The organism is Metabacillus sp. 84 (assembly GCF_050107715.1).
Lineage (GTDB): Bacteria > Bacillota > Bacilli > Bacillales > Bacillaceae > Metabacillus_B.
The window spans coordinates 132598-148560 of record NZ_JBNILN010000003.1 but is presented as its reverse complement, the minus strand read 5'-3'; the positions used below and the strand labels follow the sequence as shown (position 1 = coordinate 148560).

Here is a 15963-nt window from a genome sequence, read left to right as displayed (position 1 = left end):
TCCTTAATAGGTCTGTTCGTTTATGTATGCACTTATCATACAAATAAAAGGGCAGCAACTGCAATGCAAAGGCTGTTTTGACCCGATAAAGATAAAGGGGACTGGTTTTCCAGCAAACCGGCCCCTTGTTTGATCACGCGTATGAATGAAGCCCGGCAATGACCATGTTAACAAAAATGAGATTAAACATAATGATGGCAAATCCGATAACCGCAAGCCAGGCAGATCTCTCTCCGTGCCAGCCTCTGGAGAGCCTTAAATGCAAATAAGCGGCATAGAAAAGCCAGGTGATCAAAGCCCAAACCTCTTTTGGGTCCCATCCCCACCATCTGTTCCAGGCAAGCTGTGCCCAAATCATGGCGAAAATCAAGGCTCCCAGTGTAAAAACAGGAAAGCCGATCGTAACGGCCCGGTAGCCGATTTCATCGGTTAGATCCAGGCTGACTCTTTTCGTCAAAGGATGCAGGACGGCTGAGACTCTTTTTCTGGCAATCAGCCTGAACGATCCATATAGTACGATTCCCGCCATCAAAGACCAGATAACCGTATTAAACTTGCTCCCGTGTATGATAGCAGGCAATGAGAAAAATGGCTCCATCGCACCATCCGTCTTGAGCTCCCACTCATTCGGGCCGGCTACAGCCGGAAGATTGTAGACCATTGTATCCGCTTTTCCCCTTTTATCAACCCAGGAAAACTCTGTTTCATAGTTTGCAGCCCTGAATCCGCTCGTCACAAGAATATAGCCAACAGTTAAGATCAGGATAAACATAATTGCTTCAAGCCAGAATGTTTTTTTGGAAGGCTTCGATTGGTCCACGTGTTTTAAAAGATAAATGAGACCTGCAACAAAACTTAAGGCAAGAATCGCCTGTCCGAGTGCGGCTGTCGTAACATGAATGTGAAGCCATTCACTTTGCAAAGCGGGGATCAGTGGAGTGACATTATCCGGAAACATGCTTCCGTAAGCGATAATCAGCAAGGCAATCGGAAGTGTGAACAGTCCCAAAATCGATACTTTGTACAAAAAATAGATAATAATATAGGCGAGAACGAGCATCATCCCAAAGAAGGTCGTGAACTCGTACATATTGCTCACAGGTGCATGACCTGAAGCGATCCACCTCGTTATAAAATAGCCAAGCTGTGCCAAAAATCCAGTAATTGTTACAATTACCGCTGCTTTTGCCCAACGGTCAGGTGCTGATGAGTTCTTGCTTTTGTCCCTGATTGAGCCTCCGAACAGGAACGTTGCGACAAGATATAATATGAATGCTGCAAACAGCAGCCCGCTGCTAATTTCCGCCAACCTCTACCCCTCCACTTCGACCCTCAATGTTTTTTTGATCCCATGCTGCCGGGATGGAAGTTCCTTCAGCTGCATCCTCAATTTCCTTTTTGAGAGAAAACCAGTTTTTATTCGTATGGGCTGCGATAAGGATCATACCGCCTTCCCGCTTCAGCCAAATTCGCCGGTGATTCCAGTACATGCCTTGACAGACCCCGATCATGAATATAAGACCTCCCAATGCGATGACCCACAATGTCAAATCTTTGCGTACAGTCAGGAGCGATTGGTTAACGGTCTCAACACCTGCAAACTTCATGGACATCAGGTTTTCCCCGTTCGGCTCCAAATTCATCTGAATGCCGACAAAGCTTACCTCCCCATCCGGCTTATCCGGTGAAATCATATTAAATACAAAGGCAGGGTTATTCGGGGCCCTTGATTTTGTATCCGGCCGTCCTTCATCATTCATGAAAAAATCCGGCAGATAGCTTAGAATTTCCACTCTATGGCCTTCCCCGAGATTATATTCCGGCTTTGGTTCATCCAGGTTCACTGTAATGGGGCCAAAGGATTTTTCTGTTTCTTTATTAACCAGGTTAAACGTTAATTCTTTAAGCGCTCCTGTGGAATAGCTGTTTTGATACAGCCCGAATGAATCAAACTGCAGTGGCTGATTTACCCTGATTGAATCCTGTTTTACTTCTTTTAGCTCAGGTTTTTCACCAGGCAGTGAATTTCCGCTTCGTTCGTAAAGAATGATGTCAGTTTGAAAATTTTTAGCCACACTTCCCTCTCCCGCTTCAGAAATGGCTTCTTTAAATACCTCTTTTTCTTTACTTGATTCATAGGTTTCTATGATGAACCTCTCGTTTTTCAGAAAATACCTGCCATCTGTACCCGGGATGGCCGCAACCTGTCCCTCTCTCAGCCAAAGGTTTTCATCCACATACATCCCCGGAACAAACCTCAGCATGGCACCGATTAAAACGATGATAAGGCCGACGTGATTTACGTAAGGCCCCCATCTTGAGAAGCGCCCCTTCTCAGCCATCAAGTTCCCGTTCTCGGTCCGCACTTTATACCTTTTTTTCTCAAGTCTTGATTTAAACGCTTCAAAATCACTGTCTTTATCAAGCACCCGGTCCCCATACAAACGCTGTCTCTTCATAAACGCCGTATTTTTTGTCACACCCTGTACGTTTAGAGTTCTGTAAAGGGGGATGACCCTGTCCAGACTGGCTATTACAAGTGAGATGCCGAGGCATGCCACAAGCGTAATATACCACCATGAACCATAAAGGTCGTGAAGTCCGAGATTATAATAGATTTCTCCAGGCAACCCGAACTCTTCCCTATAATAATCTTCTGGGAGAATATTCGAAGGGATATACTCCAGCTGCGTGAAAATCGTTCCAACCGCTGAGGCAGCCAATACCAGAACAATCAGCCATATCCCGACCTTAACTGAGGAAAAGAAGTTCCACACTTTATCAATGACTGTTTTCCTGTAAGTTTGAGAACGGCGTGCACTTCCGTCATACCGCATATCCAGGAGAGGCCCTGAGTCCGTAACCGGATTCTTGTAATCTGCCTGCTGCTTCCCGCACGATTCACAAAGCAGCGTTCCGGGGGGATTGACGTGTCCGCACTCGCACTTTAATTCTTTCATGTGCATGACTCCCTGTCTCTATGGTTTAATTGATTCCATCATGTCTCTGATATTCCGTTCCGTCAGCTCCCCTTTGACAATCCTGGTCACTTTTCCATCCTGGTTAATTAAAAACGTAGTAGGGAGCGGCTTAACCCCATATTGATCGAGTATTTGCCGGTCCTTATCAATTCCAATCGGAAAGCTTAATCCATGCTGCTTTGCGAAGCTGTTGACGGCCAGATCAGATTCTGCAATATTGACGGCCAGAATTTCTACCCCGAGGTCCTTGTAATGACGGTACTGATTGTCCATATACGGCATTTCTTTTTTGCATGGCTCACACCACGTTCCCCAAAAATTCAGCAAAACTCCTTTGCCCCGGTAATCAGAAAGCTGGCGCCGATCTCCGCTCAAGTCCGTCACGACAAAATCCGGAGCCTCGCTCCCAACCTTCACCCTCTCTTTATCCGCAAAAAAATTCGAATAAAGGGTATAAGCCAAAGCCGTAAGAAGCAGAAATAGTATTGCCCCCCTCATAAAAAGACGCCTTCTTTTCATCCTAACTCCCCTAATATGTAACCATTTCCTATTATTATATCATTACGAAAACGCTCTCAAAATCTTTTGTTTGAAGGTTATGTGAAAAATCCTATTCCTTAAGGGGGTGACTGGGGTATGAATACGCTAAACAGAAGCCAGAAGGTTAAACATGGAACCCTGTATGCTTTTGGCTGCATGAACCCAGCTCTTCAGGTTATTTTCTGCTGCAATAGCAATAGCAAGTCCAAGATGATGGCATGGTCTAGCAGATACAGGAAGACTCCATCTCTTTTGTCCCTCTATATTGAAAAAAATGCCCAGAGCAATAGCCCTGAACACTCTTCACCAATCCTCTTTGCTCCAATTCCCGGAAGAGTACTGGACAGGAAAGAGAACTGCCCGCTCGCTTCCCCCGTTTTGAAGGCTGCCCGTTTCAATAAGCCTTCAGTTTGTGTCGTATTAAAACCCTATTTTTCCTGTTTCTGCCAGCGCACGCAGCTGCTTTACTTCATGCGGGGAAAGTTCTCTTGAATCCCCGGTGCTTAACCCCCGCAAATCAAGAAAAGCATACGTTTCCCGTTTTAGCTTTAACACAGGGTGACCCATTGCTTCGAACATGCGCCGGACTTGATGGTTTTTGCCTTCATGAATCGTCAGTTCCACGATGCTCGTGTTTTTCTTTTTATCAAGCGAAAGCAATTTCGCCTTTGCCGGTGCAGTCATGCCATCCTCGAGTTTAATGCCTTTTTCCATCGTTCTCAAAATCCCCTTTGGAGGGATCCCCTTTACTTTTGCTACATAGGTTTTATCGATTTCATAGCGAGGGTGCATAAGCACGTTCGCAAATTCTCCATCGTTTGTGAGCAAAATCAACCCTGAAGTATCGTAATCCAGCCGGCCTACCGGATAGATCCGTTCTTTAATTTCAGGGAAAAAGTCCGTCACAATTTTTCTTCCCTTATCATCCTGCGCTGCTGAAATGACACCTCTTGGCTTATATAAAAGAAGATAGACGGGAACCTCTTTCTCCAGAGGAACTCCATTAACTTCAACCCGGTCGTTACCTGAAACTTTAACACCCAGTTCCTTTACGGTTTTTCCATTAACCGTTACTTTTCCTTCTACTATCAGCTGCTCCGCATTACGTCTTGATGCAATACCAGCGTGAGCAATTAACTTCTGCAATCGTTCCATGCTTTTCACCTCTTTGTACATCTTACTTGTTTCCTTTCCATTAAACAAGCACATTAAAAAAAACCCTGATGTACGGGTTTTCTTAACTAAAGCTTTTATGCGGCCTGCCCGCATCCCGGTCTTCTTTCCATAGCAATGAACGGCTGCAGCAGGCAATAGGCCTAAAATAACAGAGAGACAATAACGATGGATGCAATCACACCGATTAAATCTGCAAAAAGTCCGACCTTTAGCGCGTCTCCCATTTTTTTTATCCCTACAGCCCCAAAATACACCGTTAAAATATAGAGGGTTGTATCGGTGCTTCCCTGCATAACAGCTGCAAGCCTGCCAATAAAGGAATCGGGCCCGTTAGTAGCGATCAGATCAGTCGTCAGTCCAAGAGCTGCAGTGCCGGAGATAGGACGAATAAAAGCAAGAGGAACAATATCCGGAGGAACGCCAATCATCGCCAATGCAGGTTTAATCAGATCAAGCAAATACCCCATCGCTCCTGAAGCCCGGAAAATTGTAATCGCAGCCAGCATGCCGACCAAATAAGGAATAATAGAAAAAGAAATTTCAATCCCCTCTTTACCGCCTTCGACGAACGCTTCGTATGTCTGAACCTTTTTAAAGGTTCCGTATAAAAGAATAAAGGCGATGATCAGCGGGATGAGCCATAAAGACAAAAGGCTGATCCACTCCATCAATCTTCCCCCTTCCGCTTTCTCCTATGGTAAAAATAGCGGTCAATCAGCAATGCACCAACAGCTGAGATAATCGTTGCCAGCAAAGTCGGCATGACGATATCCGCCGGATTAGCGGATCCATAGGAAATTCTTACGGCTATAACGGTTGTCGGAATTAATGTAATACTCGATGTGTTCACCGCAAGGAATGTGATCATCGAGCGGCTGGCAGAATCCTTTCCTCCATTTAATTTTTTCAGTTCTTCCATTGCTTTGATTCCCAGCGGAGTAGCGGCATTGCCAAGCCCAAACATGTTAGCCATTGTGTTGGAAAGGATATAACCCATAGCCGGATGGTCCGGAGGCACTTCTGGAAAGACCCTTTTAGCTGCAGGCCGGCAGATTCTTCCCAAAGCCTCCAGAAGCCCCGCTTTTTCTGCTATTTTCATGAGACCGAGCCAAAACACTAAGACACTGATCAGCCCAAACGAAATGGTAACCGCATCTCTTGCTCCCTTGAATATTGCGGCATTGACCTGTTCCATCGTGCCGTTAAACAGGGCAAACACAATGCCAATGATAATCATGCCCACCCATATATAGTTAACCATCCGTTCCAGCCCCTGCCAAAGCGAAGAAGAGGCGTTTCACTGATTCCCAAAGGGATACTTCGGGTTTTTCCATTTGGCCGTTTTCATAATAAATAGGAATATTCAAAACTGGCTCCTCCCCAACCATGACTTTCATCCGCCCTACCAGAGAGGGAGCTTTTTCGGGATCTTTCCAGCTTTTTTCCGGCTTCAGCAAATTGACCTCTGTGCGAAGCGACTTCTTTTCTTCCTCTGTTAGCGGATAAAAAACATCCCTCTGGATAAATGCTTTGTTCTGGTAATAGGGATGATCAAGAGATTTGATCACTCCCTTCCCTTTTATTTTATAAAGATCATATTCATTAAAGCCGTGCTCGTACATGCTGATGTGGTCGTTCCAGTCATCTCCAGCGTTAATTGTAACAGCGATGAGATTGAGTCCGTCTTTGGAAGCGGTCGTGACAAGCGTTCTTTTGGCGCGTTTCGTGTATCCGGTTTTCCCGCCCGTACAATATTCGTACAGACTTGTCAGAAGTTTATTCTTGTTTTTCCAAACCCGGTCCCACTTTTCGGAAGGATTAGGTGATTTATGGACTTCCGTTCCTGAAATCTCCGCAAACTCAGGCCTTTTCATCGCATACTTCATAAGCAAAGCCATATCATACGCTGTCGAATAATGATTTTCATGATCATCTAGTCCATGGGGGTTTGCAAATTCAGAATGGATCATTCCGATTTCCTCTGCCTTTTGATTCATTTTATAAACAAAGCCTTCCAGACTTCCCCCTACATGCTCGGCAATCGCAACAGCCGCATCATTTCCCGATCGCAGCATGAGTCCGTATACAAGTTCGCGCAGCTTAATCTTTTCGCCGGGCTGTAAATAAACGGAAGAACCTTCCGTATAAACCGCTCTTGAACTGACCGTCACCTCATCATCCAATTGCCCGGACTCTATCGCCAGGATGGCCGTCATGATTTTGGTAATGCTCGCTATCCTTAATTTTTCATGTTCATTTTTTGAAAGCAGGATTCTGCCCGTTTCCTGCTCTATCAGTATCGCGCTTTTGGCGCTTACATTCGCTTCTTTAGACACTTCAGCTCGTGCAAATCCAGGTATGATGAGTGCTGAAATAAGTACAGCCGCCACGATTTTTTTTATCCTTTTCATCCGCCTCCACGTCCCTTGTCCATATTTGTACAAGTTTATGCAGTGGAGGATTAGTTATGACAGATGAAACGAAGGAGGCCGGCTCTGGTTTATGCTAAGGAAATGGTCTATTCCCCTAACGTTGCCTTTAATGGAACCGGTCAGCTCGTTCGATTGAGTTTTGTTCTCCGGCATGAAAAAAAGCAGCCTTGTGAAAGGCTGCTTTAGCATTATCTGGACTGTATGATCTTTGTGCGGTAATCGGTCTCGTAATACTCAAGCTCTTCACGCATTTGCTGAAACTGACTTTCCAGCTCTGCAACAAGCTGCTTGACAGACAGCGGAGCCTCCTGTCTGAATTTGATCGAATTTTTGCCTGTATAGGCGGAGCGGCTGTCTTCGAACCAAATGTCATGCTTTGGCTGAAAAAATTCTTCGATGCACTGGTGATACACGCGGTATAGGATTTTTTCAGCTGCTGCTTTTCTGAACGGCTCGGTCTGCGTAATGATGCTGCACGCTTCGAGACCTTCCTCACAAAAAACGGTCAGCCTTCGGAAGTTACTCAGCAGCTCTTCGTAAAATTGACGGTTTCCAGGCTCTTCTTCAAGCATAGATTGAATGGTTACCGAATTTAAATGAGCAGATAATTTTCCTGCCACTGATTTAAGAAATTCGGCCGTTTCATCGGTTTGCGCTTTTACCATTGAGTTACCCAAGTTTTCCCACGTCCTCTCAAAGCATTCGTTTCGGCAGACTACTGGTGTTCCCGGCTTATCCTTCACTTTATCCATTCATGCTTTTAAACTTTTTTACTGGACCGTTAACTTGAACTATAGCGGGTAAGAGAAAGGCATTCTCCCGTCACCCTTATGATGGTTTTCTAACCGGCAGGCTTATTCCAGGACCAAGCCTCTCATTATGTATACCCGGTTTGAGAGGAGATACGCTTGTCAGGTGCTGCTGATGTCTATTTTATAGTATCATATTTTCTGAATTGTTTACCGGTTATTTTATTTCATCCATTGTTTGACTGAACTTTTCAAAAAACAAATCCGCTTCTTCCTGAAGAGGTTCTTCTCCTCCCTCCGGCAGTGGGGGGAGATCCTGAAGAGACTTCATGCCAAAATACTCCAGAAACTCGCTTGTTGTGCCATAGAGGATGGCTCTCCCGGTTCCTTCGGCTCTGCCTACTTCTTTTATTAAGGCTTTAGCTACCAGAGTTTGAAGCGGGCGCTCCGTTTTCACGCCCCGCACCTCTTCTATTTCAATGCGCGTCAGCGGCTGTTTATAAGCCACGATAGCCAGTGTTTCCAAGGCTGCCTGCGAAAGGGACTGGCTGCCCGGCGCTTCTACAAGCTTCTTAAGGTATGGAGCATGTTCTTTCTTGGTTGTCAGCTGATAAACATTCGCTACCTCTGCCATTTCAATCCCTCGTTCAGCCTTTTTATAATCGGCTGCAAGATCACTCATAATGTCTTTTACTGCTGGCTCGTCTATCTCCAGGACATTCATAAGCTGCTTTAATGACAGTCCTTCGTCTCCGGCTGCGAAAAGCAGTGCTTCTGCAATTGATTTCCACTCGATGATGCCTGTCACTGGCTTTTTCCACTCCCTGTTATATACAAATCTGAAAAATTTCCTTCTTGCTCAATTTGAATGGATTTTGTTTTCATTAACTCCAAGACAGCCAAAAAAGTAACGACAAGGTATTCCTTCGACTCCAGAGGAAACAAATCCATAAAATGGCGCCTTCCCGGCCTCATGCGGAGATCTTCCAAAATTTCGCTCATTCGTTTTTCAATGGGTATATCCTGCCTGGATATTCTGGTCTGGAGCGGTTTTTGAAGTTTTTTTCTTCTCAGTACTTTCTGAAAAGCACTCAGCATATCATACACCGAGATATCTAAAGGCGCCTTCTCGGGGGAAGCTTCCTGGGCAAATGCGCTTAAATCGCTTGGCGCTTTAGTGTAGACGAGCGCTCTCTCCTCTTCAAGGCTTTTCAGCTCAGACGCAGCTTCTTTATATTTCCGGTAATCTATGAGTCTTCTCATAAGCTCGTCCCTCGGGTCTTCTTCAGGCTCCAGCCCAAACTCCTCGTCGAAAAGCTCCTCCTCCTGTTTCGGGAGAAGCATTTTGCTTTTTATGGAAAGAAGGGTTGCTGCCATGACGAGATATTCAGACGCGACATCCAGCTCCAGCTCTTTCATTGCATGAACATAAAGCAAGTACTGCTCTGTTATTTGTGAAACCGGAATATCGTATATGTCGATTTCCAGCCGGTTAATTAAGTGCAAAAGAAGGTCCAAAGGTCCTTCAAACGCATCTGTCTTTACTTGATATTCCAAAATGAAACTCACCAACATCCTTCTATAAACTGCGCTATCCCTTAGTATAGAACAATCATCCTTATAGTCCAATAAAAATCAGAAGAGTATTTTCAATTTTTCCTTTTAAACCGGGCGAATGCCCATACAATTACAGGGCCCTTACATATGATACGAATGAAAACAGCATGATTTTGAAGGAGGAAATATAAAATGGGTGATAAAGGATTCGGATACGGCGGCGGCTTTGCACTAATCGTTGTGCTTTTCATTTTATTGATTATTGTAGGAGCAGCTTGGTTGTACTAATTGCTGGAAAGCGCCTGGAAAAGGCGCTTTCTTTTCATTTATGATACAATCTCCCTAACAGAAAATTGGAGTGATCGGAATGTATCCTGAAGCCTACATAGATTATCTTGTTCATTTTCACGGGGACAGGGACTATTTTGAGTGCCATGAAATTTTAGAAGAATACTGGAAGGAAAAACCGCCAGCAGAAAGAGATCCCGTCTGGGTGAGCCTCATTCAGATTGCCGTAGCATTGTACCATCATCGGCGCGGGAATTTTAAGGGGGCGGAGCGGCTGATAAAGAATTCACTGCGTTTCCTTAATGACAGCCCTGGAAAGCTATTAAAGCTTGGTCTGATTGAAAATGAAGTAAAAAGCCTGCTTGAAACCCGGCTTTTGGATATTCAAAGCAGACACCCATACGGCAGCCTTCATCTGCCTATTGGTGACACAGAGCTCGAAAAGGCATGCAGGCACCGCGCCGCCTCCAAAGGAATGAAATGGCAATCTCTGAGTGATTTGAACAATGATGACATTATTCACCGGCATAGGACAAGGGACCGGAGTGAAGTAATTGAGGAACGGCTGAATCAGCTGATGCTAAAAAAAGAAGCCGGCCAAAAAAACGTCGAGTCCCGAAGACTCTTTGACAAAAACGAGTGAGAGCGATAGCCAGGACCCCAGACTGGAAGGTTAATGGAAACCCGCCTTTGCGAGAGGGGTTAAAAGGATACAATACCAGAAGAAATAGGCGAAGAGACAAAGAGTGAGATAATTGGATGCACGAACATCCAGCCAGTCAGCTTTCCATTTTAGGAAGCTGACTGGCTGGTTTTTTTATGCTGATAGCCCGGGATGCGATAGCTGTTGGGTAAGTGGGGGTTCGGGGTTTGTCTGACGTTTTGTCTGACATGTAGGGAATTTGGTGCTTTGTCTGACATCCTTGTCTGACATCGAGGAGATTTGATGCATTGTCTGACATCCTTGTCTGACATTGATGCATTGTCTGACATCCTTGTCTGACATCCTTGTCTGACATCGAGGAGATTTGCTGCTTTGTCTGACATCCTTGTCTGACATCGAGGAGATTTGCTGCTTTGTCTGACATTCTTGTCTGACATCGAGGTGATTTGGTGCATTGTCTGACATCCTTGTCTGACATCGAGAAAATTCGGATGTTTGTCTGACATCCTTGTCTGACATCGAGGAGATTCGGTGCTTTGTCTGACATCCTTGTCTGACATCGAGGAGATTTGCTGCTTTGTCTGACATCCTTGTCTGACATGGTGGAGATTTGCTGCTTTGTCTGACATTCTTGTCTGACATCGAGGTGATTTGGTGCATTGTCTGACATCCTTGTCTGACATCGAGAAAATTCGGATGTTTGTCTGACATCCTTGTCTGACATGGAGGAGATTTGATGCATTGACTGACATCCTTGTCTGACATGGAGGAGATTCGGTACATTGTCTGCCATCCTTGTCTGACATCAATAAGATTTGGCGCCCCAACCCTTCGCTCATAAAACCCAAAAAACCGGTTGCGCTCCAGGAGTCCCAGCAATTGCGAATCAGGGGATGGGCCTCGTTTCGCTTCACTTCAACGGCATAAAGAAAACCCCCGTTACCGGGGGTTTTCCATTGCATGGTTGACTCTTAGCAAGACTTTTCAGCCTGCCTTTTACTGTTCTTCCTGTCCCGATTCACGGCATTTTTCAAAAAAAGAAACCGTTTGTTCATTCGGGACCAACGTTTTATTCTTATAAATGTCTTTTAGTGCAAAGACCATTTTCTTGCCGATTCCCTGCTGACGATGAGAAGGATTTACACTTACATGCTGAATTTGAACTACATCATTTTCTTTTAGAAGGACACCCAGTGCACCGATGATATCCTCTTCTTCCTTCCATAAAAACAGCTGCCAGTCTTTTTCAGTTTCATATGTTTTAATGGTTTGCTGCAAGGTTTTTAATTCTTTTTCTGCAGGCATGAAAGATAAAAGTCCCATTGCAATCTTTTCAAAGCTTTTCTTAAAGCGAATTAGCATAAGTACCCCTCGATTAGCGAAATGGCCCCATTCGTAAAAGCTTTGTTAAGCCTGGCTCGCTGATTTCTGAATCCCGGTTTCGATTCCGGCATGCGCCAAAGCAGCATAAAGTTTTAACATTGCCTAAACAAAAGAGCGATAGCAATTTAAGAAATCTTATAATGAAATATTAATGATAAAACTACTCCAATTAATATTATAAACAGACTTCCAGCTATTTTAAACACTTTTTGAACAATTTATCCTTTAGCCCAGCCCCTTTCCTTAATCCCTCTAAGGATTTCCTGCTTTTTTGAATGGAGCATTAGCTTGTTAAGGATGCGCCAAATTGCTGCATCACCTAAATGGGTTCTGTGCTTTCAAAGGAAAAATGTCCTTCTCGGTAAGGGGATTCTACTTGGGAATACCCCCTTCATTGTAAATTTATTCGAATGATTTTAAAAGATTCGCCATTTCGATTGCTGAAACAGCAGCTTCCCAGCCTTTATTTCCAGCTTTTGTGCCTGCCCGTTCAATCGCCTGCTCAATGGTTTCTGTCGTGAGGACGCCAAAAATTACCGGAATTCCGCTGGAAGCTGAGGCGTTCGCTACACCTTTAGCTGCCTCGCTGCACACATAATCGTAATGGGTGGTGGAACCGCGGATGACAGTTCCGAGCGTGATAACGGCATCATATTTTCCGGATTCAGCCATTTTCTTCGCCACAAGCGGAAGTTCAAATGCTCCCGGAACCCAGGCAATTTCGACATTTTCTTCTTCCGCTCCATGGCGTTTCAGGGCATCCTGAGCTCCACCCAGCAATTTGCTTGTTATAAATTCATTAAACCTTCCGACTACTATTCCAACTTTTAATCCTGCTGCTACTAAATGGCCTTCATAAATTTTAGTCATGGTTTCTCCTCCTGGTTTTATTAAAAGTTAAGTAAGTGCCCCAATTTTTGGTGTTTTGTTTTTAAATAGCTTTCATTTTCTTTCCGGTGCGGCATTTGGATGGGAACCCGCCCGGCAATTTTCAGTCCGTAGCCTTCCAGACCTTTGATCTTTTTTGGATTATTCGTCAATAGGCGGAGTTCAGCGAGTCCAAGATCCTTTAATATCTGGGCTCCGATGCCATAGTCCCGAAGGTCGGCTCCAAACCCGAGCTTTTCATTGGCCTCAACTGTGTCATATCCCTCTTCTTGAAGCTTATAGGCCCTCATTTTGTTTAAAAGGCCTATCCCTCTGCCTTCCTGTCTCATATAGAGGAGGACCCCGCTGCCTTCCGCTTCAATTTGGGCGAGAGCCGCGTGGAGCTGTGGTCCGCAGTCGCATCGGTAAGATCCAAATACATCCCCGGTCAGGCACTCTGAGTGAACTCTGACAAGTGTGGGCTTATCAGGATCCAGCGTCCCTTTCACAAGAGCGACATGCTCTTTTCCATCCAGTATATTTGAGTACCCGATAGCCCTGAAGTTTCCGTATTCAGTTGGAAGCTGAATATCCACTTCTTTTTTGACAAGATTATCTGTCAGATTTCGATAGAGAATAAGATCTTCGATGGAAATAATTTTCAGGTCCATTTTTTCTGCCAGCTCCAGCAGTTCAGGAAGGCGGGCCATGGTGCCATCTTCACTCATAATTTCGCATATGACCGCTACCGGTTCGGCTCCGCAGAGCTTAGCCAAATCCACCGACGCTTCTGTATGGCCGGCTCTTCTTAACACTCCGCCCGGTTTCGCAACGAGCGGGAAAACATGGCCGGGCCGTTTAAAGTCCTGCGCCCTCGATTCACGGCTGATCAGCGCCTGAATGGTTTCTGAACGTTCGAAAGCGCTGATTCCCGTTGACGCGGTTTTGTAGTCAACACTGACGGTGAACGCTGTACCGTGCGGGTCTGTGTTTTCATCAACCATCGGCTTTAAATTAAGTTCCGCAGCGCGATCCTCAGTCATGGGCGTGCAGATCAATCCCCTTCCATAGGTAGCCATAAAGTTGATGACATCAGGACTTGCCATTTCACCCAAAGCAACAAAATCCCCTTCATTCTCCCGGTCCTCATCATCTACGACAATGACTGGCTTTCCGTTCTTCAAATCTTTAATCGCCTCTTCAATTGTATGGAACATCCATTGCGCCTCCAGTCGTGTATCGTTATTTAAATCCATGCATAGCAAGAAAATCTGCAGAGATAGGATCTTTTTTAGCATCGGGTGCAGGGGGGGACATAAATTTGCGGACATATTTGCCGATGATGTCACATTCTACATTTACCAGGTCCCCCGCTTCCTTCATGCCCAGTACCGTTTCACTTATCGTATGGGGAATGATGGATACCTGAACGAGACCATCCTGCAGTCCGAAAAGGGTTAAACTGATGCCATCTATTGCAATCGAGCCTTTCATCACAAGGGTATCAGTAATTTCTTTAGAAGTACTAATGTCATAGTAAACAGCATTTTGATCCTTTTTCTTGGATTGGATTAAGCCGGTTCCGTCTATATGACCGCTCACCATATGTCCGCCAAAACGGCCGTCCGCTGCCATAGCTCGCTCAAGGTTCACTTTTGTGCCTCTTTTCCAGCCGCGGATCGTCGAGGCTTTAACGGTTTCCGGCATCACATCTACCGTAAACTCACTGGCAGTGAAATTTGTTACCGTCAAGCAGACTCCGTTAACGGAAATGCTGTCACCAAGGCTGACATCTGTCAGCACTTTGGAAGCTTTTATGGTGTAGGACATCATTCTGCCGCCTGATGTTACCCGTTCTACTGTTCCCAGTTCTTCCACTATACCTGTAAACATTTAAGTTCCCTCCTTTCCCCTTAAAACTGCCGTGATTTTCAAATCGTTTCCAATCACAGACGTTTCTTTAAATTCAAGCTCCTTTGCTTCCCGCATCCAGTTAAAGCCCGGTCCTCCGGATATCGGCAAACTTTTAAGGCCGCCCAGCAGCTTAGGAGCCAAATACAAAATCATTTCATTAAGCAGCCCCTCCTTAATGAATGAACCATGAACCTCTGATCCGCCCTCTGCAAAAACAGAGGTAATGCCTCTTTTCCCAAGCTCTATAAGCGTATCCTTTAACGAGGCTTCAGGGTCTGTAAAAATAATCTTTACCCCTCTTTCGACAAATGCAGCAGCCCGTACTTTATCTGCTGTCTGGGATGCAACGATCCAGGTCTCAGCTTCTTTGTCTGCAGCTACCTTTGCATGGAGCGGTGTTCGCAGGTTCCTGTCAAGTACGATGCGGATTGGCTGCTTTTTTGGATTTTTCAGCCGGCATGTCAAACTGGGATTATCGTGGATGACTGTGTTCACACCCACTAAAATAGCATCATGGACTTCCCGGTATTTGTGAACATCTTCTCTTGCAGCTTCTCCTGTAATCCATTTACTGTCGCCGTTTTCAGCAGCTGTTTTTCCATCTAATGTCGAAGCAGCCTTAAGTGTAATAAAAGGCAATCCGGTTTTGATATAGTGGAAGAAAAAGCGGTTCAGCTCTGCCGCTTCCTTTTCCAGAACCCCGGTCTCTACAGCTATGCCTGCGTCTCTAAGTCTTGCCAAGCCCCCGCCTCCAACGAGAGGATTCGGATCGAGGCTTGCGATAATCACCCGTTTTATTCCGGATTCTATTATCAGCTCTGCACAGGGCGGGGTCTTCCCGTGATGGCTGCAAGGCTCAAGAGTGACATAGATATCCGCACCCTTCGCTTTTTCACCGGCCATACGAATCGCATGCACTTCCGCATGGTGTTCTCCAGCCCTAAGGTGGGCACCGACTCCTGCAACCTTCCCGTCTTTAACGACGACAGCCCCTACAGCTGGATTTGGGGAGGTTTGCCCGATCCCTTGCCGGGCGAGCTCAATCGCAGTTTTCATAAACGATTCCTCACGCAACACCTAATCCCCCTTTCTAAAAAGACAAAAAGCCCCGGAATGGAATCCGGAGCTGGAGTGATCACGAAGGCATATCAAATAAGAGTATGCTATATTCATCTTTTCAGAATTTTTCATACCCGTGTTTGCAATAAGCACGTGCGATCCTTCTCCCATCCAGACTCTAACTGTCGGCTCCAGAATTTCACTGGATCCACCGCCGGCCTGCGGCCGCCGGGTCACGGACTTTGAAGCACATGACTTCATCACCGCCGGTAGGGAATTTCACCCTGCCCCGAAGGATATACAACTATTTAATTGTCTTGAAGCTATTTTAGCCGTTTGAAAGGATTTTTGCA

17 protein-coding genes and 1 riboswitch are annotated in these 15963 nt (G+C 45.4%); of the genes, 2 read left to right on the top strand and 15 right to left on the bottom strand.

The features are described 5' to 3' along the window. Nucleotides 1–133: 133 nt before the first annotated feature. The 10 genes from ccsB to ACQCV8_RS07460 all read right to left on the bottom strand — a co-directional run bounded on the left by ccsB (nt 134) and on the right by ACQCV8_RS07460 (nt 9438). Nucleotides 134–1309 (bottom strand): c-type cytochrome biogenesis protein CcsB, encoded by a 1176-nt coding sequence (gene ccsB, locus ACQCV8_RS07505; RefSeq protein WP_426843955.1) that lies wholly within the window; start codon nt 1307–1309, stop codon nt 134–136. Further along, a complete protein-coding gene (gene resB, locus ACQCV8_RS07500) occupies nt 1296–2960 on the bottom strand; it encodes a cytochrome c biogenesis protein ResB (RefSeq protein ID WP_426843954.1) in 1665 nt (554 codons plus the stop codon). The genes ccsB and resB overlap by 14 nt, the downstream gene beginning before the upstream one ends. An 18-nt stretch (nt 2961–2978) precedes the next feature. Continuing rightward, nucleotides 2979–3500, bottom strand: a complete 522-nt coding sequence (gene resA / locus ACQCV8_RS07495) for a thiol-disulfide oxidoreductase ResA (RefSeq protein ID WP_426843953.1) — start codon at nt 3498–3500, stop codon at nt 2979–2981. A gap of 441 nt (nt 3501–3941) precedes the next feature. After that, nucleotides 3942–4676: a 23S rRNA pseudouridine(2605) synthase RluB gene (gene rluB, locus ACQCV8_RS07490; RefSeq protein ID WP_426843952.1), complete on the bottom strand. Its 735-nt coding sequence runs from the start codon at nt 4674–4676 to the stop codon at nt 3942–3944. A 161-nt stretch (nt 4677–4837) separates the two neighbouring features. Beyond that, the gene (locus tag ACQCV8_RS07485) at nt 4838–5365 is read right to left on the bottom strand and encodes a spore maturation protein (protein WP_426843951.1); all 528 of its coding nucleotides are present in this window, start codon (nt 5363–5365) and stop codon (nt 4838–4840) included. Continuing rightward, nucleotides 5365–5958, bottom strand: coding sequence for a nucleoside recognition domain-containing protein (locus tag ACQCV8_RS07480; RefSeq protein WP_426843950.1), 594 nt, complete (start codon nt 5956–5958; stop codon nt 5365–5367). Before ACQCV8_RS07480 ends, ACQCV8_RS07485 begins: the two co-directional genes overlap by 1 nt. After that, nucleotides 5951–7108, bottom strand: coding sequence for a serine hydrolase (locus ACQCV8_RS07475; RefSeq protein ID WP_426843949.1), 1158 nt, complete (start codon nt 7106–7108; stop codon nt 5951–5953). Before ACQCV8_RS07475 ends, ACQCV8_RS07480 begins: the two co-directional genes overlap by 8 nt. A 209-nt stretch (nt 7109–7317) precedes the next feature. Next, on the bottom strand, nt 7318–7806 hold the full coding sequence (locus ACQCV8_RS07470; RefSeq protein ID WP_426843948.1) for a YpuI family protein: 489 nt from the start codon (nt 7804–7806) through the stop codon (nt 7318–7320). Nucleotides 7807–8095: 289 nt separating this feature from the next. Further along, nucleotides 8096–8686, bottom strand: coding sequence for an SMC-Scp complex subunit ScpB (gene scpB, locus ACQCV8_RS07465; RefSeq protein WP_426843946.1), 591 nt, complete (start codon nt 8684–8686; stop codon nt 8096–8098). Next, complete coding sequence (locus tag ACQCV8_RS07460; RefSeq protein WP_426844248.1) at nt 8683–9438, bottom strand: segregation/condensation protein A; 756 nt, start codon at nt 9436–9438, stop codon at nt 8683–8685. Before ACQCV8_RS07460 ends, scpB begins: the two co-directional genes overlap by 4 nt. Before the next feature lie 189 nt (nt 9439–9627). Here ACQCV8_RS07460 and ACQCV8_RS07455 point away from each other — a divergent pair, with 189 nt between their 5' ends. Both ACQCV8_RS07455 and ACQCV8_RS07450 read left to right on the top strand, forming a co-directional pair. Next, on the top strand, nt 9628–9723 hold the full coding sequence (locus tag ACQCV8_RS07455; protein ID WP_211558873.1) for a YjcZ family sporulation protein: 96 nt from the start codon (nt 9628–9630) through the stop codon (nt 9721–9723). 79 nt (nt 9724–9802) lie between these two features. After that, nucleotides 9803–10366 (top strand): DUF309 domain-containing protein, encoded by a 564-nt coding sequence (locus ACQCV8_RS07450; protein WP_426843945.1) that lies wholly within the window; start codon nt 9803–9805, stop codon nt 10364–10366. 1017 nt (nt 10367–11383) lie between these two features. Here the strand turns inward: ACQCV8_RS07450 and ACQCV8_RS07445 are convergent. From ACQCV8_RS07445 to ribD, 5 genes are all read right to left on the bottom strand, one after another. After that, nucleotides 11384–11749 carry a GNAT family N-acetyltransferase gene (locus ACQCV8_RS07445; RefSeq protein WP_426843944.1) on the bottom strand — a complete coding sequence of 122 codons (366 nt, stop codon included), beginning with the start codon at nt 11747–11749 and terminating at the stop codon, nt 11384–11386. A gap of 423 nt (nt 11750–12172) precedes the next feature. Further along, entirely contained in the window at nt 12173–12640 is a 468-nt protein-coding gene (gene ribH / locus ACQCV8_RS07440) for a 6,7-dimethyl-8-ribityllumazine synthase (protein ID WP_426843943.1), read from the bottom strand. Between the two features lie 20 nt (nt 12641–12660). Then, nucleotides 12661–13854, bottom strand: a complete 1194-nt coding sequence (locus tag ACQCV8_RS07435; RefSeq protein ID WP_426843942.1) for a bifunctional 3,4-dihydroxy-2-butanone-4-phosphate synthase/GTP cyclohydrolase II — start codon at nt 13852–13854, stop codon at nt 12661–12663. A 25-nt stretch (nt 13855–13879) separates the two neighbouring features. Next, nucleotides 13880–14530, bottom strand: coding sequence for a riboflavin synthase (gene ribE, locus ACQCV8_RS07430; RefSeq protein WP_426843941.1), 651 nt, complete (start codon nt 14528–14530; stop codon nt 13880–13882). Next, nucleotides 14531–15607 carry a bifunctional diaminohydroxyphosphoribosylaminopyrimidine deaminase/5-amino-6-(5-phosphoribosylamino)uracil reductase RibD gene (ribD, locus tag ACQCV8_RS07425; RefSeq protein WP_426843940.1) on the bottom strand — a complete coding sequence of 359 codons (1077 nt, stop codon included), beginning with the start codon at nt 15605–15607 and terminating at the stop codon, nt 14531–14533. A 158-nt stretch (nt 15608–15765) separates the two neighbouring features. Beyond that, a riboswitch (FMN riboswitch) is annotated at nt 15766–15911 on the bottom strand. Between the last annotated feature and the right edge of the window lie 52 nt (nt 15912–15963).

Excerpts from the sequence above, each read along its gene's own strand:
- ACQCV8_RS07485 (WP_426843951.1), bottom strand. The coding sequence starts at position 5,365 with ATGGAGTGGATCAGCCTTTTGTCTTTATGGCTCATCCCGCTGATCATC.
- ACQCV8_RS07435 (WP_426843942.1), bottom strand. The coding sequence starts at position 13,854 with ATGTTCCATACAATTGAAGAGGCGATTAAAGATTTGAAGAACGGAAAG.
- ACQCV8_RS07480 (WP_426843950.1), bottom strand. The coding sequence starts at position 5,958 with ATGGTTAACTATATATGGGTGGGCATGATTATCATTGGCATTGTGTTT.
- ACQCV8_RS07475 (WP_426843949.1), bottom strand. The coding sequence starts at position 7,108 with ATGAAAAGGATAAAAAAAATCGTGGCGGCTGTACTTATTTCAGCACTC.
- resB (WP_426843954.1), bottom strand. The coding sequence starts at position 2,960 with ATGAAAGAATTAAAGTGCGAGTGCGGACACGTCAATCCCCCCGGAACG.
- rluB (WP_426843952.1), bottom strand. The coding sequence starts at position 4,676 with ATGGAACGATTGCAGAAGTTAATTGCTCACGCTGGTATTGCATCAAGA.
- resA (WP_426843953.1), bottom strand. The coding sequence starts at position 3,500 with ATGAAAAGAAGGCGTCTTTTTATGAGGGGGGCAATACTATTTCTGCTT.
- ribE (WP_426843941.1), bottom strand. The coding sequence starts at position 14,530 with ATGTTTACAGGTATAGTGGAAGAACTGGGAACAGTAGAACGGGTAACA.
- ACQCV8_RS07445 (WP_426843944.1), bottom strand. The coding sequence starts at position 11,749 with ATGCTAATTCGCTTTAAGAAAAGCTTTGAAAAGATTGCAATGGGACTT.
- ACQCV8_RS07455 (WP_211558873.1), top strand. The coding sequence starts at position 9,628 with ATGGGTGATAAAGGATTCGGATACGGCGGCGGCTTTGCACTAATCGTT.
- ribD (WP_426843940.1), bottom strand. The coding sequence starts at position 15,607 with ATGAAAACTGCGATTGAGCTCGCCCGGCAAGGGATCGGGCAAACCTCC.
- ACQCV8_RS07450 (WP_426843945.1), top strand. The coding sequence starts at position 9,803 with ATGTATCCTGAAGCCTACATAGATTATCTTGTTCATTTTCACGGGGAC.
- ribH (WP_426843943.1), bottom strand. The coding sequence starts at position 12,640 with ATGACTAAAATTTATGAAGGCCATTTAGTAGCAGCAGGATTAAAAGTT.